Origin of the sequence: Rhizobium leucaenae USDA 9039 (assembly GCF_000426285.1) — a bacterium.
In the GTDB taxonomy this organism is placed as follows: domain Bacteria; phylum Pseudomonadota; class Alphaproteobacteria; order Rhizobiales; family Rhizobiaceae; genus Rhizobium; species Rhizobium leucaenae.
Genome location: NZ_AUFB01000003.1, coordinates 216,134 through 239,374, shown reverse-complemented (window position 1 = coordinate 239,374; position 23,241 = coordinate 216,134). Strand labels below are relative to the sequence as shown.

Here is a 23,241-nt window from a genome sequence, read left to right as displayed (position 1 = left end):
GCTCATGTCAGAGGCGGGAAAGGCGCGTCGGCGCGCCGTTCCCTTGGAGCCCAGGCGGGATCAGAATTCTTCCCAGCCCTGCGCTGCCGGCGCCGGCGCGCCGCCGCCCGTAAAGGCGCTGGCGACCTTGCCCATCATGCGGCGTGCCGGCGAAGCGACGGGACGATGCGTTTCGGTGCGCGCAGATACCGGAGCGGAAGCAGCGCCGGTGTCGACCTTGAAACGGGCGACGAGGCGGACGAGACCATCGGCCTCGCCCGACAGGCGATGCGTGGCGGCTGAGGTTTCCTCGACCATGGCGGCGTTGCGCTGGGTCACCTCGTCCATCTGGTTGACGGCCTTGTTGACTTCGGTCAGGCCGGTCGACTGTTCACGGGCGGCCGTTGCGATCGAATGGATATGATCGTTGATCTTCAAGACCCGCGCCTCGATCGCCGCCAGCGCCTCGCCGGTGGCCTGCACCAGCTTGACGCCGACCTGCACTTCATCGCCGGACTTGCTGATCAGCGCCTTGATGTCCTTGGCGGCAGTGGCGGAGCGCTGCGCCAGTTCGCGCACTTCCTGGGCGACGACGGCAAAGCCCTTGCCCGCCTCGCCCGCACGGGCGGCCTCGACGCCGGCATTCAATGCCAGCAGATTGGTCTGGAAGGCGATCTCGTCGATAACGCCGATGATCTGACTGATCTCGCCGGATGCCTGTTCGATGCGGCCCATGGCATCGACGGCGTTGCGAACCACCTTGCCGGAATGAGCGGCGTTCTCCTTCGCTTCCGTCACCATGACGCTCGCTTCCTGCGCCCGCTCGGTGGAGCTTTGCACGACGGCGGTGATCTCGTCGAGCGCCGCCGATGTCTCTTCCAGGGCAGCGGCCTGCTGTTCGGTGCGCTTCGAGAGATCGTCGCTTGCGGCGCGCAGCTCGTTGGTATTGGTGTTGATGGAGCCCGTGGTCTCGCGCACTTCGCGCATGGTGCTCTTGAGGGTCGCAAAGGTGCTGTTGACGTTCTGCTGCAGTTCGGCGAAGGCGCCGTGGAATTCGCCGCGCATGGTCTGGGTCAGATCGCCTTCGGCAAGGCTGGCAAGGACGCGACGGACCTCGCCAATGCCCGTGTCGACGCTCGTCAGAAGTTCATTGATGTTGCCGGCAAAGCGATTGAGGTTGACGTCGCCATAATCCTTATCGATGCGGCGGCTGAAATCACCGGCGGCGGCGGCGGAAACGACAAGCGACATGCTGGATTGCAGATCGTCGCTCTTGGCGCGCATCGCCGTCTCCTCGGCATTCATGCGCCGCACGGCATTGCCGTTCTGCTTGAATATGTCGACGGCGGCAGCCATCTCGCCGATTTCGTCGGCGCGACCGGCGAAGGGAACCTCGACGTCGAAATTGCCGTCGGCCACTTGTTTCAGCGTCTCGGTCACCTTGCGGATCGGCCGGCTCAGATGCACGGTGCCGATATACATGCCGAGGCCGGCACCGGCGCCGATCCCCGCCACCATCATGCCGAGCACGACCCAAAGGACTGTTTGACGGACTTCCGTAACTTCGGCATTGACGTCGTCAAGTGCCGCTTTATCGGTCTGAACGACCGCATCGATCTCAGCCTGGAATGCCTTGCGGTTGGCACGGTTGGCGTCGTTGTTGCCCTGCTTGTTGGCGGCATCCGGACTTTCGGACACACCAAGCCGAGCGGTCTCGGTCCGGAATGTCCGGAATTCGCGGGCGCGATCCTGCAGTTTGGCGAATTCGGCTTTCTGCTCTTCGGGGACCGACGGCGACCAGGCGGCCAGCACCTTGTCGATCTCGTCGAGGTCCTTCATCAATCCATCGGCGAAGTTCTTTGCATCCTTGGTGGTATCGGACGCATATATGCCGCGCGATTCCATGACGACCGCGGTGACGTAGCGGTTCAGGCGCTCGCCCATATAGGCACGGTTCGCTGCGAGCTCATAGGCCTGAAGCTGCCGGTCATATTGGTTGACCGCGTAAAGAGCGGTTGCGCCGATCAAAAGGGCAGCACCGGCCATCACGGATACGAGCAGATTGATTTTACCACGAATCTTCAACGATATGCCCCCTAGAAGCGGAAGACCCCCAAAAAGCCAGGGTTTTCCCGGGCATATCGCTAGGTATCGACTAAAATCATTAAAGTTATCTTGCGGATATTTCGAATATAATTTCCAAAACACTTTCAATCATCTGGCGAACTCGCGGCAATATCTGCATCTTATATTATAAAAAGGGAAGCTTAGCAGTTAACCACCTGCATGTGGTTGTATCGCTGGACACAGCTGTTGCGCGAAGCATTTTTGATAGGAAAAGCCGGATTCCAGGAATCTGCGCCGGTATAATTGACTTCCTAGGCCTTGATCCGTATAAGCCCGCGCACGTCCGGTCTATGGAGCCTGCATTTGCCGGCCAAGCCCGTTCGCCATAATCAACAACGCTCCTTGCTTTTAAAGCAAAGCTCAAGAAGGGCCGCACTCCGCGGTGTTTAAATAAATGAAGCGTACCTATCAACCATCCAAGCTTGTCCGCAAGCGTCGTCACGGTTTCCGTGCGCGCATGGCTACCAAGGGCGGCCGCGCGGTTCTCTCCGCTCGCCGTAACCGCGGTCGCAAGCGTCTTTCGGCCTAAGGGCCGGAATGCCCGATAAAGATGGCGGGCGAATTGACGAATGAACGACCAAAAAAGACTGTCGGGCGGCTGAAAAGCCGGCCGCAGTTTCTTGCAGTTCGTGAAGGCGAAAAACGCCGGGGAAGCCTCTTCCTCATCGAAGTGCTGGACCGCAAGCTCCCCGACGCCGAACCCCGCGTTGGATTTACCGTCACCAAAAAACATGGCAACGCGGTGGAACGAAACCGCATGCGGCGCAGGCTGAAAGAAGCCGTGCGACTTCATGCGGGATTTGCAATGCAGCCCGGACACGACTATGTGGTTGTCGCGCGGCGCGATGTGCTGACCGCATCTTTCGAAAAACTGGCGGGCGAGCTCGTCAGCCGTGTCGAAACCAGGCCGAAACACCGGCGGCCGGAAACGGACCGCTCCAGGAAAGTATGATGGAAAATAACCGCAATTACTTCATAGCAATTGCCCTGTCTGTGCTGATCGTCCTCGGCTGGCAGTTTTTCTACATGAACCCGCGCCTCGAAGCGCAGCGCCAGGCCGAACAAGCCGCCAAGCTGCAGCAGCAGACGCAGCAGGCTCAGACCAAGCAGACACAGACACAGACCCCGGCCGCAGGCACTGCCGTAAACGGTTCCCTGCCGGCGAACGGCCAGACGGCACCGACGACCCTTGACCGCGCTCAATCGGTTGCCAAAACGTCGTCCTCGCGCGTCGCCATCGACACGCCCGCGCTTGCCGGTTCCATCAATCTGGAAGGTGCCCGCCTCGACGATCTGCAGCTCAAGACCTATCATGAGACGGTCGACAAGAGCAGCCCGATCATCACGCTGTTCAGCCCGGCCGACACCAAGGATGGCTATTTCACCGAGCTCGGTTATATCGGCAGCGACGCGAGCGGCGCCGTTCCCGGCCCCTCGACCGTCTGGACCCTTGCGAGCGGCGATAAGCTGACCGAGAAGACGCCGGTGACGCTCTCCTATACCAACGACAAGGGCATCACCTTTAGCCGCACCATTTCCGTCGACGAACATTATATGTTCACGATCACCGACAAGATCGCCAATAGCGGTCAGGCGCCGGTGTCGCTGTCGAGCTATGGCCGCGTGACCCGCTACAACAAGCCGACCACACCGACCGCCTACGTGCTGCATGAAGGCTTCATCGGCGTCATCGGCGACGACGGCCTGATCGAGACCAAATACACCGCCGCCGAAAAGGAAGCCGTCAATCCGGCGAAGGCGACTGGCGGCTGGCTCGGCATCACCGACAAGTACTGGGCCGCAACGATCGTGCCGCCGCAGTCGACCGCCTACGATGCCCACTTCTCGCATTTTACCGACGGCCAGCCGCGCTATCAGGCCGACTATAAGCAGGACGCCGTCACCATCGCGCCCGGCCAGTCGCAGGAGCTGAAGAGCCTCGTCTTCGCTGGTGCCAAGGAAGTGCCTGTCATCGACCGCTACGAGACGAGCTATTCGATCCCGCGTTTCGACCGCCTGATCGATTGGGGATGGTTCTATTTCATCACCAAGCCGATGTTCAAGCTGATGGATTTCTTCTTCCATTTCTTCGGCAATTTCGGCGTCGCCATCCTCTGCACGACCATCGTCGTCAAGGCGCTGTTCTTCCCGCTCGCCAGCAAGCAATATGCCTCGATGGCGAACATGAAGCGCATGCAGCCGAAGATGGAAGAGCTGAAGGCCAAGTTCGGCGACGATCGCATGGGCCTGCAGCAGGCGACGATGCAGCTCTATAAGGAAGAGAAGATCAACCCGATCGCGGGCTGCTGGCCGGTGCTGTTGCAGATCCCGATCTTCTTCTCACTCTACAAGGTGATCTACATCACCATCGAGATGCGCCATGCGCCGTTCTTCGGCTGGATTCAGGATCTTTCCGCTCCCGACCCGACCTCGATCGTCAACCTGTTCGGCCTGCTGCCGTTTACCGCGCCGACCATTCTGCATCTCGGCGTCTGGCCGCTGATCATGGGCGTGACCATGTTCCTGCAGATGCGCATGAACCCGACGCCGCCGGACCCGACACAGGCGATGATCTTCACCTGGATGCCGCTGGTGTTCATGTTCATGCTCTCCAGCTTCCCGGCCGGTCTCGTGATCTACTGGGCGTGGAACAACACGCTGTCGGTCATCCAGCAGTCGATCATCATGAAGCGCCACGGCGTGAAGGTGGAACTCTTCGACAATCTCAAGGGCCTCTTCAAACGAAAACCGGCGCCATCGAAATGACCCTTCAAGCCCCGCTCCGGCGGGGCTTTTCTTTGCCCGGCAGTAAGTGCGTCAAAGAAAGTCCGGCATCGAAGAGGCCGGTAGGTCGTTCTTGAAGATCTATAGGCTTGAGACCGAACCCAGCGCATTCAAGGCCTCTTTAACACGCTGCCGCGCTCGCTCTTGGAGCCCGAGAACAGGGCGAGGTGGCTCGAAGCGGCCGAGATCGAGGGTTTCTGCAATTGCGAACATGACGCGGAAGCTGCCGAATTCCTTGAACAGTGACCAAAGCGGTTCGAATGCGGTGTTGATGGTTCGCACCTTCTCGACATCGCGGCTTTGTGCCGCTCTCGTCAAAGCGAGCGCTTCGGCGGGCAAAAGCCCGGCAACGACGCTGTACCAGGCGTCTGCTCCTGCCAGCAGAGCGTCGGCAGCGCCCCAGTCACCGCTATAACCTATCGCGAAGCCCGACTGCGTCTCCGATCTCAGGCTCTCAAGCTCAGACCGGAAATCTGCGCCGGATGGCAGCGGCATCTTTACGGCCTGGATGTTCGCGACTTTTGCCAGCCTGGCGATCAGTTCCTTGCTGAACGTGAATTTCGTGGTGCCGGGATTGTTGTAGATGCATAAGGGAAGTTGACCGGCGTCGGCGACGGCAGCGAAGTGTTCATAGACCTCGTCATCGGTGAGCGGCGTGTATGAAACCGGTGCAAGGAGAAGCGCATCCGCTCCCGCCTCCAGGGCATCGCGTGCCAAAGCTTGCGCCTCATCCGTACGCAGCGCACCGACCCCAACGATGACCGGTATCTTTCCTCCGACGGCCGACATCGCCGCATCGACAGCGCGACGTCTTTGGTCACGAGAAAGAAACGCGTAGCCGCCCGTGCTTCCGAGCAGGCCGATCGAATCGGCCTTCCCTGCAGCGATGCGTGTCAAAAGCCTGGTCAAGGCAGTGGCATCGACGACGCCGTGCTCATCGGTTGGCGTAATCGGAAAAGCCGAAAGGCCGTGAAAAAGCGTCATATTCAGTTCCTTCCCAGACCGCGAAAGTAGAGGCTTCATACCCACACCCCAGCGAATTCACATTCCGCCGAGAAGTTTGAAAGCGATCAGCCACATGATGCAGGCGATGATGGCCTCAAGAATGCGCCATGACGCTGGCCGTGAAAAGATAGGTTTCAGTCGGGTCGCGCCGTATCCCAGTGAAAAGAAGAACAGGAACGACCCGGTCATCGCCCCTGCGGCAAATTCCGCCTGATGCCCTGGAAAGCGCGTCGCGATCGTTCCGAGGAGCACGACGGTGTCGAGGTAAACGTGAGGATTGAGCCAGGTTAGGGCGAGACACATGGCCATGGTTTTGCGGAAGCTCGCCGAACTGCTGTTCGCCGCCGATAGAGCGCCGGTGGATCGTATCGCGGATAACAGGCTTTTCGCCCCATACCAGACGAGAAATGCCGTCCCGCCGTAACGCATGGCGGGATCCAGCCATGGCAGCACGGCGATGACCTGCTTTAGGCTCGTGACCCCGACTACGATAAGAACAGCGTCCGACAGGGCGCAAGCAAGGCAAACCGCGAAGACGTACTCGTGGCGTAGACCTTGGCGGAGAATGAACGCGTTCTGTGCGCCAATGGCGACAATGAGACTTAGCCCCATCGTCATTCCGGTAAAATATGTCGAAAAGTCCATGCCTAAATTGCCCGCCCTGATAAGGTTCTCGGCTCCATAGACCCGATTGCAAATTTAGGATACTTAAACCTCCTAACATTAATTAAGCTCCGCTTATCCATGATCGACTACCCGGCTCTTCGCGTTCTCTTCGCTGTTGTTCAATCCGGCAGTTTCGAAAAGGCGGCGGCGGTATTGAACGTCACGCCGTCGGCTGTTTCTCAGCGGATCAAGCAACTCGAAGAACGGGTCGGCACCGCACTTGTCATAAGAGGGACGCCCTGCATCGCCACGAAACAGGGCGACTGGCTTTGCCGGCACATGGAAAACGTCGGCATTCTGGAAAGCGAATTGCTCGAACATCTCCCCTCTCTCAGCGAGCGTGGAAAAACTCAGCAGCGGGTCACGCTTCAGGTCGCGACGAACGCCGACAGCCTTGGAACCTGGTTTCTGGAAGCGGCGGCACAGTTCGCCAAAACCTCCGACTATCTTCTCAATATCTCGGTTGACGATCAGGATTACACGGCCGAGTGGCTTCAGCGCGGAAGGGTCATTGCTGCCGTGACCAGCATGGAACAACCGATTTCCGGATGCCGCCGATATTCCCTGGGCGCTATGCGCTACCATGCCACGGCAAGCCCCGACTTTGTTCGGCGGTACTTTCCGAACGGCGTGACGCCGGAGGCCATAGCCTCAGCACCTTCATTGATCTTCAATCAGAAGGATCGTCTTCAAATCGACTGGCTCCAACGCGTGTTCGGCGGAGTTGACAGTAACGTGCCAACACACTGGCTGCCCTCCACACAAGGTTTCGTGGAAGCCAGCCTGCGAGGGATGGGCTGGGGTATGAACCCGGTTCACCTCATTCAAGACCATGTTCAGGCCGGTAGGCTGGTCGAACTGGTGCCGGACACGCCGCTGGGTGTCACTCTCTACTGGCAGATCAGCCGTCTCGCCGCAGAGCGGCTTGCGCTGCTGACCCAAACCGTCATCGACGTTGCAAAAAGATCGCTGATTCCGTCCTGACGACTGCTCTGGTCCGACAGCGCCCGACGAGCCTTAGCGATCAAAACTTGACTTTCACGGGCAAAACCCCGAAGCCAGTCAGCCAATCGAACCGGAAGACTGCGAGCGCATGGCAGAACAGACGACAAAAGACGACAAGCCGCTTTTCGGGCGCCCATGGATCTTCATCCGCGGCGTGCCGTCGATGAAGTTCCTGCCGCCGGAGGGGCCGTTGGAAGTGGCTTTTGCCGGACGCTCAAATGTCGGCAAGTCGTCGCTGATCAATGCGCTGGTTGGCCATAAAGGTTTGGCGCGCACCTCGAACACGCCGGGCCGCACGCAGGAACTCAACTATTTCGTCCCCGACGGCTTTTCCGGCGAAGGCACCGACCTGCCGCCGATGGCCTTGGTGGATATGCCTGGCTACGGCTATGCCGAAGCGCCGAAGGAACAGGTAGATGCCTGGACGAAGCTGGTTTTCGATTATCTGCGGGGCCGCGCCACGCTGAAGCGCGTCTACGTGCTGATCGACAGCCGCCATGGCATCAAGAAAAACGACGAAGAGGTTCTGGCGCTGCTCGACAAGGCCGCCGTTTCCTATCAGATCGTGCTGACCAAAACCGACAAGATCAAGCCGGCGGGCCTGCCGAAGCTGATGGCCGATACGGCTGAAAAGATCCGCAAGCGTCCCGCAGCTTATCCAGGCATCCTCGCCACCTCCTCGGAAAAGAGCGAGGGGCTGCAGGAGCTGCGCCAGGCAATCGGTCTCACAGTCGGCATTGCCGTCTGACAAAAAAAGCCGCCGCCTTCGACGCTCGAAGGGCGGCGGCCATGCTGCCGATGGTCGTCACATTTTCGGCAATAACACCTTGTCGACCACGTGGATCACGCCGTTCGACTGCTTGACGTTGGCAATGGTGATGTGAGCGGTGCCGCCGGCCTCGTCTGTCAGCGTCAGTTTGCCGCCCATTTCGGTGGCTTTGATCGTGCAGCCGCCGACCGTCTTCAGGTCGTACTCGCCGCCATTGCCCATCGACATTTTCTTGATAACAGCGGCCATATCATCCCCGGCGACGACATGGCAGGTCAGGATCTTGGTCAGCATCGCCTTGTTCTCCGGCTTCAGCAAAGTCTCGACCGTGCCGGGCGGCAGCTTCTTGAAGGCTTCGTTGGTGGGCGCGAAGACCGTAAAGGGGCCTTTGCCTTCCAGCGTATCGACAAGTCCGGCAGCCTTGACGGCGGCGACCAGCGTCGTGTGATCCTTCGAGTTGACGGCATTTTCGATGATATTCTTGCTGGCGAACATCGGCGCGCCGCCGACGGTCGGGTTCTTCGCGTGGGCGAGGCCGGTCGCGGCCGAAAGCGTTACGGCCACCGCGGCGATGCGGATTGCGAACTTGATCATGGCTTGTCCTCTTCCTCTCTTGCCCCGATCAGCCGGGGTCAGAGCAAGGTACGGAGGCGCCGAAAGAAGAGTTTCAGCCGCAACGCTTTTTTCGGAAAAAGATGTCTTCAGGGCAGATGGATCGTGCCGGAGGCGATGACATCGCCCGTGGGCTTGCCTGTCGGCGAACCGCCGAAAGGCTCGACGCTGACGGCGATGATGGCGCCTTCCGTCAGCTTGCCGTGGATCTCCTGCGGCAGCACGATCTCGCCCTCGCCGGTCTGCGGCAGGACGCCGAGCGCCTCGGCCGGTTCGCTGCCGCGGATAAGCCAGAGTTCCAGTGATTTTTCCTGAGGTTGGCCGGCAGCGACCGGCGTCACCTTCAGCCGCCCGCTTGCGATGTCATAATCAGCCAGCAAGTTGATGACGCTGTTCTGTCCGGCAAGGGATGCGGTGAGCTGCCTGCCCGGCACCGGTTTCGAGACGGTGTTGGTGACGGTGAAAACCAGGACGCCGGCTGCGATAAACAATGAACCGAAAGCGATGGACCGCCAGAGCAACAGAGAATTCCAGAGATGAGCGCCGAAAGCGGCTTCTCCGAAAATGCGCCTCTCGATCTTCGGGAACACCGAGGCCGCCGGCGCCACCATATCGTAATCGTCATTGAATCCCGAAAGATTCTGCTCCCAGCGGCTGACGATGGCGGCAAACTGCCGATCGCTGCGCATGCGCCGCTCTACCTTCTGTCGGTCCTCCAATGACAGCACGCCAAGCACATATTCTCCGGCCAGGACTTCATCTCGGGAGCGGCCTCCCTTGCTTTGATCGGGCGTACTCATCTGTCCATGCACTCTCTCAGTCTAATCAGGCTTCGGCGCAGCCAGGTACGCATTGTATTCAAAGGCACCGCATATTGCTCGGCGAGTTCCTGGTAGCTCAGACCATCCACATAGGCACTGCGAACAGCCCGTGCCCGATCAGCTTCCAACTCTTCCATGCACCTGTCAATCCGCCTTCCCTCTCCCTTCACCATTGCCTGCTCTTCAGGGCCAGGTTCGGTATCGGCAAGATCATAGGCCGTATCAATTTCATCTGCGACAGGTTTTCGGGCGCGGACAGCATCGATCGATTGATTGCGCGCAATCGCGGTCAGCCACGGCATCGCCGGCCCTTCCGAAGCCATAAAACGCTCGGCCCGCTGCCAGATTTTCACGTAGATTTCCTGCAAAATCTCCTCGGCATCCGTCCTGTTGCCGAGAATACGCAGGCAGACGGCATAGAGTTTCGGACTGGTCCTTTTGTAGAGCACGGCAAAAGCTTTCTGGTCGCGCATCGCGACCCGGCCGATGAGCGCCTCTATCTCCTCGCTCGCCATCCGATCCCCCGATCGCGGCTTCTCCAGATTAACTTAAGCGAAAACTATCCGGCGGCAAGCTCACTCAAAGGGCAACGAGCTCACTCAAAGGATGAGACCGCACAGGACGCGCTATATGACGCCAGAAAAACTAATCCTGTCATCATTATTCCCTCTGTCAAAAACTTGAGATAAAAGGCCGCGATCAATTCTACGGGGTGCCCCATGTCCGAATCCCAAAGCGAACTCCAAGCCAGCCTGCTGGCACAAGCCCTGCCCTACATGCAGCGCTATGAAAACAAGACCATCGTGGTGAAATACGGTGGCCATGCCATGGGCAATGCCGAGCTTGGCAAAGCTTTTGCGGCCGATATCGCACTTCTGAAACAGTCGGGCGTCAACCCGATCGTCGTCCACGGCGGCGGCCCGCAGATCGGCTCCATGCTGACGAAGATGGGCATCGAATCGAAATTCGAAGGCGGCCTGCGCGTGACTGACGCCAAGACCGTCGAGATCGTCGAAATGGTGCTAGCCGGCTCGATCAACAAGGAAATCGTCGCGCTGATCAACCAGACCGGCGAATGGGCGATCGGCCTCTGCGGCAAGGACGGAAACATGGTCTTCGCCGAGAAGGCGCATAAGACTATCAAGGACCCGGATTCCAACATCGAGCGCGTGCTCGATCTCGGCTTCGTCGGCGAGGTGGTCGAAGTCGATCGCACGCTGCTCGACCTGCTTGCCAAGTCCGAGATGATCCCGGTCATCGCTCCGGTCGCCCCTGGCCGTGATGGCGCCACCTATAACATCAATGCCGACACTTTCGCCGGTGCGATCGCCGGCGCGCTCAGCGCCACCCGCCTGCTCTTCCTGACCGACGTTCCGGGCGTGCTCGACAAGCAGGGACAGTTGATCAAGGAACTCTCCGTCGCCCAGGCCCATGCCCTGATTGCTGACGGAACGATTTCCGGCGGCATGATCCCGAAGGTCGAGACCTGCATCGACGCCATCAAGGCGGGGGTCCAGGGAGTCGTCATTCTCAACGGCAAGACCGCCCACTCCGTGCTGCTCGAAATCTTCACCGAACACGGCGCCGGTACGCTGATCGTCCCCTGAAAAAACGCGCCCTCTCCAAGTCAGGAAAGGGCGCGGTTTTCTCTTTGTCGGTGTCGCGCGTTCAACCGAAATCGGTCGAGCGCGTCAGGTCCAGTCAGGTCTGCTGATAGAGCGCCTCGGCCTCGCTCTTCAGCATTCCCATCACCGTCCTATAGGGCGCAGGGCCGTAGCTGATGCGGCTGACGCCGAGCCTTCCCATGGCAATGTTATCGGGCGTTGTCGGGCGCACCATGATGTTGACCGGCAGGGGAGAGCGATCGCAGACGGCTTCGATCAGCTCCGCGTCCACAAGTCCCGGCGTGAAAAAGCCGCTGGCGCCGGCCTCCGCAAAAGCTTCGGCGCGCCGGTAGGCTTCGTCCAGCAGGATTTGATGGTGGGCCGTGTCGCTTTCCTGCAGGAAAAGATCGGTGCGGGCGTTGATGAACAGCGGCATTTCCCGCCGATCGGCCATCTCTCTGATAGCGCGGATGCGGGCCGTCTGCATTTCTATCGGATGAACGCCGCGGCCGCCGACCACCTGATCCTCGAAATTGATGCCGACTGCGCCATGATCCATTATCTTTTCGACATTGGCGGCGACGGCATCCGGCTCTATGGCATAGCCGCCTTCGAGATCGACGGAGACCGGCAGGGGACTCGTGACGGAAATCAGCCGGGTGATGACCGCCAGCAACGACAGCGGTATCGCCTCGCCGTCGCTGAAGCCATTGGCGGCAGCGACCGACCAACTTCCCGTGGCCAGCGCCTTGGCTCCCGCCTCGCTGACCACCTTGGCCGAGCCGGCATCCCAGATATTGAAGAGGATCAGCGGATCTCCCTTCCGATGCAGCCGGGCGAATTCCGCTGCCTTTTCTACCTGACTCATATTGTCCCCTCCTCAAAGCCCCACCGGGCGCATCGTGTCCTTCGTAACCGAAGAGGCACAGGCTCCTCTCCACTCGGGCAAATAGCGCAACCCCTCAGAAATCAATCGGTAAAACCATAGCCTGCATTGGAATGGCCGACAATGTCTGCAATGTTTCTCATATAAGCCCGTATATTTTCCTTTTCCTCAGGCAATAGCGCGTGTCATAAGGCCGGCATGACCCAAACGAAAACGCTGCCTACGCCCGCCGATTTCTCGGATATCCGTGACTGGGTATTCGATCTCGACAATACGCTCTATCCGCATCACGTCGATCTCTTCGCGCAGATCGACAAGAACATGACCGCCTATGTTTCGGCGCTCCTGCAGATGGAGCGGGACGAGGCGCGAAAGCTGCAGAAGCAATATTATCGCGACCACGGCACCACATTGCAGGGGCTGATGATCCATCATCGCATCGACCCCAATGATTTCCTGGAAAAGGCGCATGCGATCGATTACTCGGCGCTAATGCCGCAGCCCGAACTCGCCGCCGCCATCAAGGCGCTGCCGGGGCGCAAATTCATCTTCACCAATGGCAGCGTCAAGCATGCGCAGGCGACCGCCGGCGCGCTCGGCATTCTCGACAACTTCGACGATATTTTCGACATCGTCGCCGCCGATTACGTGCCGAAGCCGGCCGGCAGCACCTACGACAAGTTCATGAGTTTCAACCGGGTGGATACGAAGCGGGCCGCGATGTTCGAGGACCTGCCCCGCAATCTCACCGTGCCGAAAGCACTCGGCATGAAGACCGTGCTGCTCGTACCGCAGAACCTCGAGAGCACCGTGGTCGAATGGTGGGAGAAGACGAGCGGTGAGGACGATCATATCGACTATGTGACCGACGATCTCACGGCTTTTCTGAAGACCCTCGTTTAATGGTTTTTTAGGATCGGGTTACCAAAGTTTCATCCGCCTTACCGATGTTTAATTGGCCGTTTTTTGCCCTCCACCGTATCGTTTGACCATTCTTCAGCACGAAAGGAAAAACGATGAACGGGAAAAAACTTCTTCTGGCAGGACTGTCGGCAACCCTTCTGGTCGGCGCCGCCGTCCAGGCAAGTTTTGCCGCTCCGCAGGGCAATGACGGTATGGGTGGCCCTGGCGGCCGCTGGCATCGCCCGGGCTTTTCTCCGGAAGTCGCCTATGTGCGCATGCTCAAGCAATTCGACACCAACGGCGACATGAAGATTTCCAAGGACGAGGTCAAGGCCGGCGTCGACAAGATCTTCGATGAGATCGACACGAACAAGGACGGCCAGATCACCCCCGGTGAACTGCGCGCCTATCGCAAGGAACGCGTCAAGCAGTGGAAGGCCGAACATGCCAAGAGCGCCGATGAGCAAGCTCAAAGCAATCAGGACAAGGGCGATCAGGGCAAGGGCGATCAGACCCAAGGGGATCAAGCTCAAAACGACGACAATCAGGACGGCGGAATGCATCGCGGTCACCACCCGCATGGCCGCTTCATGCACGAAGCCGCTATGATGCGCACCACATTGTTGTTCCAACGCGTCGATACGGACGAAAACGGCCAGATCAGCAAGCAGGAGGCCGAAGACGCCGCCAACAAGCTCTTCGACCGCATGGACCGCAACCATGACGGCGTGATCTCGCTGGACGACATGCCGAACCGTCCGCTGCTCTGACTATTCGATTGGGCATGATCCCTAGGACAAGGAGGCCCGCCTCGCAGATGCGACGGCGGGCCTTTTCGTTTCAGTGTCCGTTATCGTGCTCGTAGAAATCCGCGACGATCTTCCAGGCCTCATCGGCCGTGTCGACGAAGCTGATCAGCTTGACGTCGTCAGGCGCGATGGTGCCGAATTCGGCAAGTGCATCGAAGTTGATGATACCGCGCCAGAACTTTTCGCCGAAGAGGATCAGCGGCAGGCGTTCCATGCGGCCGGTCTGAATGAGGGTCAAGCACTCGAACAGTTCGTCCAGCGTGCCGAAACCACCGGGAAATACCGCGATCGCCTTGGCACGCACCATGAAATGCATCTTGCGGATCGCGAAATAATGGAAATTGAAGCTGAGTTCCGGCGTCACATAGACATTCGGCGCCTGCTCGTGCGGCAGTACGATGTTGAGGCCGATGGAGGGCGCTCCCTCTTCCGAAGCGCCGCGATTGCCGGCCTCCATGACGCCGGGGCCGCCGCCGGTGACCACCACATATTCATGGAAATCGAAGCCGGCGGAGTAGCGGGCGCAAAGCCTCGCGAATTTGCGGGCTTCCTCGTAATAAACCGATGCCGCTTCAAGATTGGCCCGCTGCACCTCGTTGCGGGCCGCCCAGGCGCTGGTGCCGGGCGCGGGAATGCGTGCGCCGCCGAACATGACCACCGTCGATCTGATGCCGCGCTCGGTGAGATACATCTCGGTCTTCAAGAGTTCGAGCTGCAGCCGGATCGGCCGCAGTTCCTCGCGGCAGAGAAAATCCTCGTCGTCATAGGCGAGCCGATAGGACGGCGACATGGATTGCGGCGTCTTCGGCACGGATTCGGCGCGTTTCTTGTCGGCCGAGCTCGACTTCAGCGGGTCCCAAACCCCGTCCTTGCGCCTCAGCCTGCCGTTCTTCGCCTTGCTCATCTACTCATGCCTTTCAAATCAATGACGGTCCGTTCCCGCCCGCAGACAGGAATGACCAAGCTCCTGCATATGCCCTACAATGCCTTGAATCCAAGCTCAATCGGCGCGGAAAAGACATTCCATTTTCGAGATCGATGCTATAGGACCAATCGACCGCTTCCGGACCATTTCCGGAAATCACGATAGGCACTGACGTTTTAAGGAATTCCCATGAGCGCTAACGATCTCGCCTCCCTCGAGAAGTCCATCGAGGCTGCCTTCGACAATCGCGACAATGTGAACGCGGCGACGCGGGGCGAAGTTCGCGATGCCGTCGACGCCGCACTGAACCTGCTCGACAGCGGCAAGGTCCGCGTTGCCGAGCGTGGCTCGGACGGAAACTGGACGGTCAATCAGTGGCTTAAGAAAGCCGTGCTGCTTTCCTTCCGTCTTAATGACATGCAGATCGTCGATGGCGGTCCGGGCGGTTCGACCTGGTGGGATAAGGTGCCCTCGAAATTTGAAGGCTGGGGCGAAAACCGCTTCCGCGAAGCCGGCTTCCGCGCCGTGCCGAATGCCGTCGTCCGCCGCTCCGCCTATATCGCGCCAAACGCCATCCTGATGCCCTCCTTCGTCAATCTCGGCGCCTATGTCGGCGAGGGCACCATGGTCGATACATGGGCGACCGTCGGTTCCTGCGCACAGATCGGCAAGCATGTGCATCTCTCGGGCGGCGTCGGCATCGGCGGCGTGCTGGAGCCGATGCAGGCCGGCCCGACGATCATCGAAGACAACTGCTTCATCGGCGCCCGCTCGGAAGTGGTCGAGGGCTGCATCGTTCGTGAAGGCTCGGTGCTCGGCATGGGCGTCTTCATCGGCAAGTCCACGAAGATCGTCGATCGCTCTACCGGCGAGATCACCTACGGCGAAGTACCGCCCTACTCCGTCGTCGTCGCCGGTTCTCTGCCGAGCGGCAACACCATGGCGAACGGCCAGCCGGCTCCCAGCCTCTATTGCGCCGTGATCGTGAAGCGCGTCGATGAAAAGACCCGCTCGAAGACCGGCATCAACGAGCTGCTGCGCGACTGATTTCGCAAATTTTTGGAAGCGCGGGTGTCATATCGCGCTTCCCTCATGCTTGCCGGGTGAGCATGCCTGTGCGATTGCTGGAATCGCCGCAAAGATTTTCGGCCAATCGCCGATCCTTTGCCATCGCTTTGCCATTTCCCGCCGGATAAGTAGCCTCCGATGACCGTCACCGATCCCGTCGCCAATCTGCAAACCCTGATCCGCTGTGCGTCCGTGACGCCCAACGAAGGTGGCGCGCTTACCGCGCTCGCCGATATGCTGCTGCCGCTCGGCTTCAAGGTGGAGCGCATGACGGCAAGCGCGCCGGGTACGCCCGATATCGAAAATCTCTATGCCCGCCTGGGCGCTGAGGGCCCGCATCTGATGTTTGCCGGCCATACGGATGTCGTTCCGGTTGGCGACGCCGCTTCCTGGAGCCATCCGCCCTTTGCCGCGGAAATCGCCGATGGCGAACTCTTCGGCCGCGGTGCCGTCGATATGAAGGGGGGCATTGCCTGTTTTGCGGCCGCCGTCGCCCGCCATATCGAGAAACATGGCGCCCCTGCCGGCTCGATCTCCTTCCTGATCACCGGCGACGAAGAAGGCCCGGCAATCAACGGCACGGTCAAGCTGCTGCAATGGGCGGCGGAGCGTGGCGAGACATGGGATGCATCGCTCGTCGGCGAGCCGACCAATCCGGACAGCCTTGGCGACATGATCAAGATCGGCCGGCGCGGCTCGCTGTCCGCCTCGATCACCGTCCATGGCGTGCAGGGCCATGCAGCCTATCCGCATCTCGCCGACAATCCGGTGCGCAGCATCGTCAAGCTGACCGAAGCGCTGCTGGATCCGCCCTTTGACACGGGCACGGACAACTTCCAGCCGTCGAACCTCGAAGTGACGACGATCGATGTCGGTAACGCGGCCACAAATGTCATTCCCGCCAAGGCGAGGGCTGCCTTCAACATTCGTTTCAACGACACATGGACAGTCGAGACGCTGAAGGCCGAAATACTTGGCCGCCTCGATGCCGCCGCGGCCGATCAAACGCTGCGGCCAGGTCGTGAGCCGACTAAATATGATATCGCCTGGACCGAACGCCCGAGCCACGTTTTCCTGACGCGCAACAATGCGCTGATCGCCTCCCTATCCTCCGCGATCGAAAACGTCACCGGTCGCACGCCAAAGCTTTCCACCACCGGCGGCACCTCGGACGCCCGCTTTATCAAGGATTACTGCCCTGTCGTGGAGTTCGGCCTTGTCGGCCAGACCATGCACATGGTCGATGAGCGCGTTGCGCTATCGGATCTCGAAACCCTGACCGAGATCTACGAGACCTTTCTTCAACGCTGGTTTGCGAATGCCGACCTTTAAGGAAGTCCAATACTATCTGGCGGGCCTGTGGCTGTTGATCCGGATGGACGCCCGCGGCTTCCAATATCTTGACATATCAGACCGCGGCATGCTGCGGTCGTTCTGGGCGATCCTCTGGAGCCTGCCGTCCATCGGCATTTCGTGGCTATGGTGGCAACAGGCCTATCTCACCGCGATGCCGCCTGAAACGGCGACCGGCATGGCCTTCTTTTTTCGCCTGGCACTGGTCGAGGCAGCAAGCTGGCTTGTGCCGTTGATACTCGCCGGCGTGCTGCTGATGATTTTTCGCTTTGGCGACAAATTCGCCCCCATCGTCGTGGTGGTCAACTGGCTCGGCTTGCCGACCTCCTACCTCAATTCCCTGTTGATCGCGCTGCTCGCCTTCGTACCCGGCTCCAGCGGACTGGCGGCGATCCTATGGCTGGCGCTGATGATGGCGATCATCTTCTCGCTGGCACGCATTCTCCGGATGATCTGCGGCACGCATCCGCTTTTCGTCGGCGCGCTGACGCTGATATTGCTGATCCCCACCATGCTGCTGACGGATTTCCTGCAGCGCTTCCTTGGTATCTATCCGCCGGGTTGAGCAATTAGACACCTCTGACAAAGTGCTCCGTCATGTACCTTGCTGTTCAGAAGAAGATTTCCTATCGGGAATTAGGTTCCGCAGATAGCAGAAGCGATTGTAGTATTTGGGCGAGAGTCTTTTCCAAAGGGAATTATGAAGCATGCCAAGTGCCACCATCACAATTCTCGACAATCCGTCGGAGGAAGATCACCAGGCGATAGTCAATCCGTTGCTCGCCTTCAACCATGCCCAAACCGGCGATGACAGATATGAGCAGATCGCAATTATGCTTAACAACGAAGCAGGCGGCGCCGTAGGTGGCTTGTGGGCTATGTGAAATATAAACCATATATTAACTTCAATCTTAATGTATCTCGGCGGTAGATAGCCATTAGCACATTCCGGTTTATCATAGTTTTTCCGCATGATGCGGCAATCAAAGATGATGCAATTACTATTATTTGCAGTTTTGATTATTCTATTTTTTCGCTGGGTGGTTGAGGACATGAACAGGTGACGATCTGGTGCACCTGAGGATCTCAGTGCCGCGATAACCTGCTCCCCCACAGTCTGCTACCGGGTCTCTCCCAAATATGGCACGGCGCTTGGCCAGACCGCGATGTGTGCGGCTACACTTGACGTCGACGCTATTCGTGCCGGCAGCGGCAACGGCGCGCTCGTTTTCAATTTCGATAGCGCAGCTTAGATGCTGAGTGTGTCGATTGACGGCGGCGGCCGCTCGCCGCTGCCCGATGTACTGCGTGCCGCACTCGGGGCTGAGGTTGGCTACGGCATTCGGCCCGAGAACATCACTATTGGAGAGGGTGGACGCGGAAATCTTGTCGAGGGTAGTGTCGTCGCTGACAGGCATCTCGAGCCGTCCAACGGAGGCGAGGAATCATCCTACTCGTCATCGACGTCAACGGGCCCAACGCCGTCGCGATAATCCACCTGCATGAAATAGAGACCATCCGGCGGAGCGACGGGGCCGCACGCCTTGCGGTCTCGCGCGTCCAGCGCAGCGCGCACGTCGTCCACAGTCCACTTGCCCTCACCCGCAAGCTTTAGCGTGCCGGCGAAGGAGCGGATCTGATTGTGCAGGAAACTCTGCGCCGTGGCGCGGATTTCGATGAGTTCGCCAGTGCGGGTCACATCCAGCCGATCGAGCGTGCGCACCGGGCTGTTCGCCTGGCAATGCGCCGAGCGGAAGGTGGTGAAGTCATGCCGGCCGACCAGCGTCTGCGCCGCTGCATGCATGACCTCATGATCCATATCCTTCGGCACCCACCAGGCGCGTCCGGCCTCCAGCGCTAAGGGCGCGCGGCGGGTGATGATGCGATAGAGATAATGGCGGCGGATGGCCGAAAAGCGTGCGTCGAAATGCGCATCGACCTCGGCGATATCCAGAATGGCGACCCGCTCTTTGGCAAGCCTCAGATGCGCGTTGAGTGCGTTGCGGAGCGTGTAAGTCTTCCATTCTTTGGAGAGGTCGGCATGCATGACCTGGCCCGTGGCATGTACGCCGGAATCGGTACGTCCCGCGCCACGGATCGAAACCTTCTCGCCCGTCAGAGACAGAATGGCGCCTTCTATCGCGCCCTGTACGGAAGGGCCGTTGTCCTGGCGCTGCCAACCGACATAGGGAATGCCGTCATATTCGACGGTCATGCGGTAGCGCGGCATCAGGCTGGTCCCGCCGCCAACATCGTGCCCGGCGCAATCGGCGTGCCGCGCAGGAAATCGGCTGCCGTCAGCGGTTTGCCGCCGGCCTTCTGCAGCTTCGTCAGCCTGATGGCGCCAGTGCCGCAGGCAATGACCAGATCATCGGTCAATACTTCGCCGGCCGCGCCCTTGCCATCGGCAAGTTCGGAGCCAAGAACCTTGATGCGCTCCGGCCGGCCAGCGATCTCTGCCTCGAACCAGGCGCCGGGAAAAGGCGAGAGGCCGCGAATGTGATTGTGAACATCGGCAGCCGGCTTACTGAAATCGATGCGCGTCTCGCCCTTGTCGATCTTGGCGGCGTAGACAACGCCGTCGGCAGGCTGCTCGGTCAGCGGCAGTTCATCATGCTCGAGCTTGTTCATTGCCTCGACGATCGCCTTTGCGCCGACCAACATCAGCTTGTCGTGCAGCTCGCCCGCGGTCATCGTGTCGCCAATGTCGACTTCCCGCGTGAGAGCGACCGGGCCGGTATCGAGGCCCTTGTCCATCTTCATCACCATCATGCCGGTCTTCTTGTCACCGGCCATGATGGCCCGCTGGATGGGCGCAGCACCCCGCCAGCGCGGCAGCAGCGAGGCATGGCCGTTATAGCAGCCCAGTCGCGTGCCCGTGAGGATCGCCTCCGGCAGCAGCAGGCCATAAGCGACAACAACGGCGACCTGAGCATCGAGCTCGCGAAAACGTTGGCGCTCTTCCGGATCCTTGAAATTCACCGGCGTGAAGACCGGCAGGCCGAGCAGCTCCGCCGCCTGGTGCACCGGCGACTTCTGGAGATCGAGCCCACGCCGCCCGCCCGGCCGGGGCGGCTGTGTATAAACAGCGCGAATCCTGTGCCCGGCATCGACCAGCGACCGCAACGTCGGCACGGAAAATTCGGGCGTTCCCATAAAGATGATGCTGAGCGACATGCGATCCGTCCGGCTTAAAGATATCTAATTTGGCATGATCTTGTTCAAAAACCGCTTCGCGCCTTTCGGATCATGCGTTAGCCGCCTTCAAACGGGTTTACGAGCTTCAGATCAAGCCCCTCGAAATCTTTTGTGTTCCGCGTCGCCAAAGTCGCGCCATTAGCCAAACAGATGGCGGCGATCATGGCGTCCTTGGTTTCCATGCGTCGCCCGATTTTATGGCGCTGAGCGGCAATCGTTCCGTACCGATGGGCCGCATTGCTTGAAAAGCCCAGAACACGGCCGGAAAACTCTGCTTCTATCGCTTTCAGCTCCGCGATCAAAGTCGCTTTGCGCTTGCCATCAGCCAGGAGCTCCAGTCCGAAGCGAATCTCTCCGATGGTAATGGAGGTTAAGAAAACCGATTCGACGGCAAAGCCATCAAGCCAAGACAATATGCGATCGCTGTGCAGTCGCCCTTGCAGCTCCGAGACGACATTTGTGTCCAGAACGATCATCTGGGATTATCCCGGCATAAACTATTCGAAATGCGGCGGTTCACGATCCGGCGCATGCCGAAAATCATTAATGGCTTCAACTTCTTCTTCACTCAGCTTCTCTGCCCCAAGAACCGCTCTTAATCGCAGACCTGCTGAACTGTTCAAATCCTGCTGCCATCCAAGCGACTGACGCAGCAGAGCGATCGCCTCCTCGGAAAGGCTTCGGCCATGCCGGCTGGCATTTGCTTGCAATTGCTTCTTCAGCGCATCATCCACGCCACGAAGTAAAAGATCGCCCATTCGCGCCTCCAGTTGATATCAGTGATATCATAAGCGTTTCAGACCCGTCTTTCAACAGCCACTACTCAGAGCGCCTTCGACTTCGCGGCCTTGGTGAACTTCTTGATCACCATGTCGCGTTTCAGCCGCGAGATGTAGTCGATGAACAGAACGCCGTTCAGATGGTCGATCTCGTGCTGCAGACAGGTGGCGAGCAGGCCATCGGCTTCGACGGTCTGTTCCTTGCCTTCGCGGTCGAGATGTTTGACGGTAACGCGGGCCGGACGCTCGACTTCGGCGTAGTAGTCCGGAATGGAGAGACAGCCTTCCTCGTAAACCGAGCGCTCATCGGAGGAGCTGACGATTTCGGGATTGATGAAAACCAGCGGCTGCCTGTCCTCGCCTTCGCGCGACACGTCGATCACCAGCATGCGGCGGGGAACGCCGATCTGGACGGCGGCGAGGCCGATGCCTGGTGCATCGTACATGGTTGCCAACATATCGTCGGCAAGGCGTTGAACGTCGGTATCGACGCGCTCAATGGGCGCGGAGGCCTGGCGGAGCAACGGATCGGGCAAAATGATGAGTGGCTTGATCGTCATGAAGTTTCCCATAACGCATCTTGCTGTGCGATGGAATTATTTAGATGGCTGTTGAACGGTGTTTTTTCAACGCTTGCGACTTCAGGTCGATCATAGCCTGCTAGAATTTTGTTCACGTTTTGATCTGGATATTCTCAGCGGTTTTGTTATGGTGCAGGCACGAGTTCCACGAGTATCCGATTCATGTCCTTTACACTCTTTGGCCAGGAGATCCCCATAGTGCCGGTTCTGACCGGCCTTGTCATTCTGCTGCTGATCGCCGTTATCGTCCTTGTCCTCAACAATAGAGGGCGTCGGACCGAGGAAGATATGCTGCGGGCGGAGGATGCCGAGCACAACATGGCAGCGCTCCTCAGGGCGCAGGCGGAAATGCAGGGACGGCTTGCCACGATGGCCGAAGTGTTCGGCTCCCGGCAGGCAGAGTTCAACCACGCCATCAACCAGCGGCTCGACGGCATGTCGCAGCGGGTGACGGCGACGATCGGCGAGCAGACGCGCTCGACGCATGAGAATTTGCGCCGCCTGCAGGAGCGGCTTGCCGTCATCGACGCCGCGCAGAGCAATATTCAGTCGCTGGCGAAGGATGTCGTAGGGCTGCAGGCGATCCTCTCCAACAAGCAGACGCGCGGCGCCTTCGGCCAGGCCCGCATGGAGACGATCATCGCCGACGGATTGCCGATGGGCGCCTATGCCTTCCAGCCGACGCTCTCCAATGGATCGCGGCCGGATTGCACCGTGCGTATGCCGAACGGCTCGCCGCCGCTGGTTATCGACGCCAAATTTCCGCTGGAAGCCTGGAACGCAATCCGCAACGCCGCGGCGACAAATCCCGATCAGGGCAGGATTGCCGCGCAGCAATTCCGCCGTGACCTCGAAGTGCATATCCGCGATGTCGCCGAGAAATATCTCATTCAGGGAGAGACGCAGGATACGGCATTCCTCTTCGTTCCCTCCGAATCGATCTTTGCCGAAATCCATGAGAATTTCGAAGGGGTCGTGCAGAAGGCGCAGCGTTCGCGCATCGTCATCGTCTCGCCGTCGCTGCTGATGCTGTCCATCCAGGTCATCCAAGCCGTATTGAAGGACCAGCGTATGCGCGAACAGGCACATGTGATCCAGGGCGAAGTGGCACAACTGATGAGCGATCTTTCCCGGCTCGACGAGCGGGTGCGCAAGCTGCAAGGGCATTTCGCCTTGGCGCAGAAGGACGTCGACATGATCGTCACCTCCGCAGACAAGCTGGCGCGCCGCGGCGAGAGGATAGAAGCGCTGGAATTCGAAGCCGCGGGCGAGCCGGCGAAGGCGCCCACCGATGACCGGCCGAAACCGATCGACAACCGCACCGGCCAACTTAAGCTCAGGGTGGTTGACGAAGACTGATCGCTTCG

General features: G+C 59.5%; 26 protein-coding genes. 13 read left to right on the top strand and 13 right to left on the bottom strand.

Annotated features, from left to right (window positions below; translation table 11 throughout):
• Positions 1-60: 60 nt before the first annotated feature.
• Complete coding sequence (locus K290_RS0106105) at positions 61-2,064, bottom strand: HAMP domain-containing methyl-accepting chemotaxis protein (protein WP_065091667.1); 2,004 nt, start codon at positions 2,062-2,064, stop codon at positions 61-63.
• A 436-nt stretch (positions 2,065-2,500) separates the two neighbouring features.
• On the opposite strand from K290_RS0106105, the gene rpmH reads away from it, so the two are divergent.
• The 3 genes from rpmH to yidC are packed head-to-tail and all read left to right on the top strand — an operon-like array spanning position 2,501 to position 4,872.
• A complete protein-coding gene (gene rpmH, locus K290_RS36120; RefSeq protein ID WP_041677194.1) occupies positions 2,501-2,635 on the top strand; it encodes a 50S ribosomal protein L34 in 135 nt (44 codons plus the stop codon).
• Between the two features lie 21 nt (positions 2,636-2,656).
• Positions 2,657-3,058 carry a ribonuclease P protein component gene (gene rnpA / locus K290_RS0106100; RefSeq protein ID WP_028751071.1) on the top strand — a complete coding sequence of 134 codons (402 nt, stop codon included), beginning with the start codon at positions 2,657-2,659 and terminating at the stop codon, positions 3,056-3,058.
• Positions 3,058-4,872, top strand: coding sequence for a membrane protein insertase YidC (yidC, locus tag K290_RS0106095; protein WP_028751070.1), 1,815 nt, complete (start codon positions 3,058-3,060; stop codon positions 4,870-4,872). The genes rnpA and yidC overlap by 1 nt, the downstream gene beginning before the upstream one ends.
• 99 nt (positions 4,873-4,971) lie before the next feature.
• Here the strand turns inward: yidC and K290_RS0106090 are convergent, their stop codons facing one another.
• A complete protein-coding gene (locus tag K290_RS0106090; RefSeq protein WP_028751069.1) occupies positions 4,972-5,874 on the bottom strand; it encodes a dihydrodipicolinate synthase family protein in 903 nt (300 codons plus the stop codon).
• Positions 5,875-5,931: 57 nt separating this feature from the next.
• Positions 5,932-6,540 (bottom strand): LysE/ArgO family amino acid transporter, encoded by a 609-nt coding sequence (locus tag K290_RS0106085; RefSeq protein ID WP_028751068.1) that lies wholly within the window; start codon positions 6,538-6,540, stop codon positions 5,932-5,934.
• Positions 6,541-6,639: 99 nt separating this feature from the next.
• Between K290_RS0106085 and K290_RS0106080 the strand changes: the two genes are divergently transcribed.
• Positions 6,640-7,545 carry a LysR family transcriptional regulator ArgP gene (locus K290_RS0106080; protein WP_028751067.1) on the top strand — a complete coding sequence of 302 codons (906 nt, stop codon included), beginning with the start codon at positions 6,640-6,642 and terminating at the stop codon, positions 7,543-7,545.
• A gap of 109 nt (positions 7,546-7,654) precedes the next feature.
• A complete protein-coding gene (yihA, locus tag K290_RS0106075; protein ID WP_028751066.1) occupies positions 7,655-8,314 on the top strand; it encodes a ribosome biogenesis GTP-binding protein YihA/YsxC in 660 nt (219 codons plus the stop codon).
• Positions 8,315-8,371: 57 nt separating this feature from the next.
• Here yihA and K290_RS0106070 read toward each other — a convergent pair whose 3' ends face one another.
• From K290_RS0106070 to K290_RS0106060, 3 genes are all read right to left on the bottom strand, one after another.
• Positions 8,372-8,929 carry a fasciclin domain-containing protein gene (locus K290_RS0106070; protein ID WP_028751065.1) on the bottom strand — a complete coding sequence of 186 codons (558 nt, stop codon included), beginning with the start codon at positions 8,927-8,929 and terminating at the stop codon, positions 8,372-8,374.
• 107 nt (positions 8,930-9,036) lie between these two features.
• Positions 9,037-9,747, bottom strand: coding sequence for an anti-sigma factor (locus K290_RS0106065; protein ID WP_028751064.1), 711 nt, complete (start codon positions 9,745-9,747; stop codon positions 9,037-9,039).
• Positions 9,744-10,283 carry a sigma-70 family RNA polymerase sigma factor gene (locus K290_RS0106060; RefSeq protein WP_028751063.1) on the bottom strand — a complete coding sequence of 180 codons (540 nt, stop codon included), beginning with the start codon at positions 10,281-10,283 and terminating at the stop codon, positions 9,744-9,746. Before K290_RS0106060 ends, K290_RS0106065 begins: the two co-directional genes overlap by 4 nt.
• A gap of 204 nt (positions 10,284-10,487) precedes the next feature.
• Here K290_RS0106060 and argB point away from each other — a divergent pair, with 204 nt between their 5' ends.
• Positions 10,488-11,375 carry an acetylglutamate kinase gene (gene argB, locus K290_RS0106055; protein WP_028751062.1) on the top strand — a complete coding sequence of 296 codons (888 nt, stop codon included), beginning with the start codon at positions 10,488-10,490 and terminating at the stop codon, positions 11,373-11,375.
• A 94-nt stretch (positions 11,376-11,469) separates the two neighbouring features.
• Here the strand turns inward: argB and K290_RS0106050 are convergent, their stop codons facing one another.
• Positions 11,470-12,240 (bottom strand): isocitrate lyase/PEP mutase family protein, encoded by a 771-nt coding sequence (locus K290_RS0106050; RefSeq protein ID WP_028751061.1) that lies wholly within the window; start codon positions 12,238-12,240, stop codon positions 11,470-11,472.
• A gap of 216 nt (positions 12,241-12,456) precedes the next feature.
• Here K290_RS0106050 and K290_RS0106045 point away from each other — a divergent pair, with 216 nt between their 5' ends.
• Both K290_RS0106045 and K290_RS0106040 read left to right on the top strand, forming a co-directional pair.
• Positions 12,457-13,161, top strand: a complete 705-nt coding sequence (locus tag K290_RS0106045) for a pyrimidine 5'-nucleotidase (protein ID WP_028751060.1) — start codon at positions 12,457-12,459, stop codon at positions 13,159-13,161.
• 113 nt (positions 13,162-13,274) lie between these two features.
• Positions 13,275-13,931 carry an EF-hand domain-containing protein gene (locus tag K290_RS0106040; protein WP_028751059.1) on the top strand — a complete coding sequence of 219 codons (657 nt, stop codon included), beginning with the start codon at positions 13,275-13,277 and terminating at the stop codon, positions 13,929-13,931.
• Positions 13,932-14,001: 70 nt separating this feature from the next.
• Here K290_RS0106040 and K290_RS0106035 read toward each other — a convergent pair whose 3' ends face one another.
• Positions 14,002-14,874: an LOG family protein gene (locus K290_RS0106035; protein WP_028751058.1), complete on the bottom strand. Its 873-nt coding sequence runs from the start codon at positions 14,872-14,874 to the stop codon at positions 14,002-14,004.
• 210 nt (positions 14,875-15,084) lie between these two features.
• On the opposite strand from K290_RS0106035, the gene dapD reads away from it, so the two are divergent.
• The 4 genes from dapD (at position 15,085) to K290_RS37185 (ending at position 18,200) form a co-directional block, all read left to right on the top strand.
• The gene (gene dapD, locus K290_RS0106030; protein ID WP_028751057.1) at positions 15,085-15,942 is read left to right on the top strand and encodes a 2,3,4,5-tetrahydropyridine-2,6-dicarboxylate N-succinyltransferase; all 858 of its coding nucleotides are present in this window, start codon (positions 15,085-15,087) and stop codon (positions 15,940-15,942) included.
• 159 nt (positions 15,943-16,101) lie between these two features.
• Positions 16,102-17,295: a succinyl-diaminopimelate desuccinylase gene (gene dapE / locus K290_RS0106020; protein WP_028751056.1), complete on the top strand. Its 1,194-nt coding sequence runs from the start codon at positions 16,102-16,104 to the stop codon at positions 17,293-17,295.
• Complete coding sequence (locus K290_RS0106015; protein WP_028751055.1) at positions 17,282-17,881, top strand: hypothetical protein; 600 nt, start codon at positions 17,282-17,284, stop codon at positions 17,879-17,881. The genes dapE and K290_RS0106015 overlap by 14 nt, the downstream gene beginning before the upstream one ends.
• 142 nt (positions 17,882-18,023) lie before the next feature.
• The gene (locus tag K290_RS37185) at positions 18,024-18,200 is read left to right on the top strand and encodes a hypothetical protein (protein ID WP_154668558.1); all 177 of its coding nucleotides are present in this window, start codon (positions 18,024-18,026) and stop codon (positions 18,198-18,200) included.
• Between the two features lie 566 nt (positions 18,201-18,766).
• On the opposite strand, the gene truA is transcribed toward K290_RS37185, so the two are convergent.
• The 5 genes from truA to def form a co-directional block, all read right to left on the bottom strand.
• Positions 18,767-19,546: a tRNA pseudouridine(38-40) synthase TruA gene (gene truA, locus K290_RS0106000; protein WP_028751053.1), complete on the bottom strand. Its 780-nt coding sequence runs from the start codon at positions 19,544-19,546 to the stop codon at positions 18,767-18,769.
• Positions 19,546-20,493 carry a methionyl-tRNA formyltransferase gene (gene fmt, locus K290_RS0105995; protein ID WP_028751052.1) on the bottom strand — a complete coding sequence of 316 codons (948 nt, stop codon included), beginning with the start codon at positions 20,491-20,493 and terminating at the stop codon, positions 19,546-19,548. Before fmt ends, truA begins: the two co-directional genes overlap by 1 nt.
• A gap of 77 nt (positions 20,494-20,570) precedes the next feature.
• On the bottom strand, positions 20,571-20,990 hold the full coding sequence (locus K290_RS0105990) for a type II toxin-antitoxin system VapC family toxin (protein ID WP_028751051.1): 420 nt from the start codon (positions 20,988-20,990) through the stop codon (positions 20,571-20,573).
• A gap of 21 nt (positions 20,991-21,011) precedes the next feature.
• Complete coding sequence (locus K290_RS0105985; RefSeq protein ID WP_028751050.1) at positions 21,012-21,272, bottom strand: FitA-like ribbon-helix-helix domain-containing protein; 261 nt, start codon at positions 21,270-21,272, stop codon at positions 21,012-21,014.
• A gap of 65 nt (positions 21,273-21,337) precedes the next feature.
• Positions 21,338-21,853, bottom strand: a complete 516-nt coding sequence (gene def / locus K290_RS0105980) for a peptide deformylase (RefSeq protein ID WP_028751049.1) — start codon at positions 21,851-21,853, stop codon at positions 21,338-21,340.
• 183 nt (positions 21,854-22,036) lie between these two features.
• On the opposite strand from def, the gene K290_RS0105975 reads away from it, so the two are divergent.
• Complete coding sequence (locus K290_RS0105975; protein WP_028751048.1) at positions 22,037-23,233, top strand: DNA recombination protein RmuC; 1,197 nt, start codon at positions 22,037-22,039, stop codon at positions 23,231-23,233.
• Positions 23,234-23,241 lie beyond the last annotated feature (8 nt).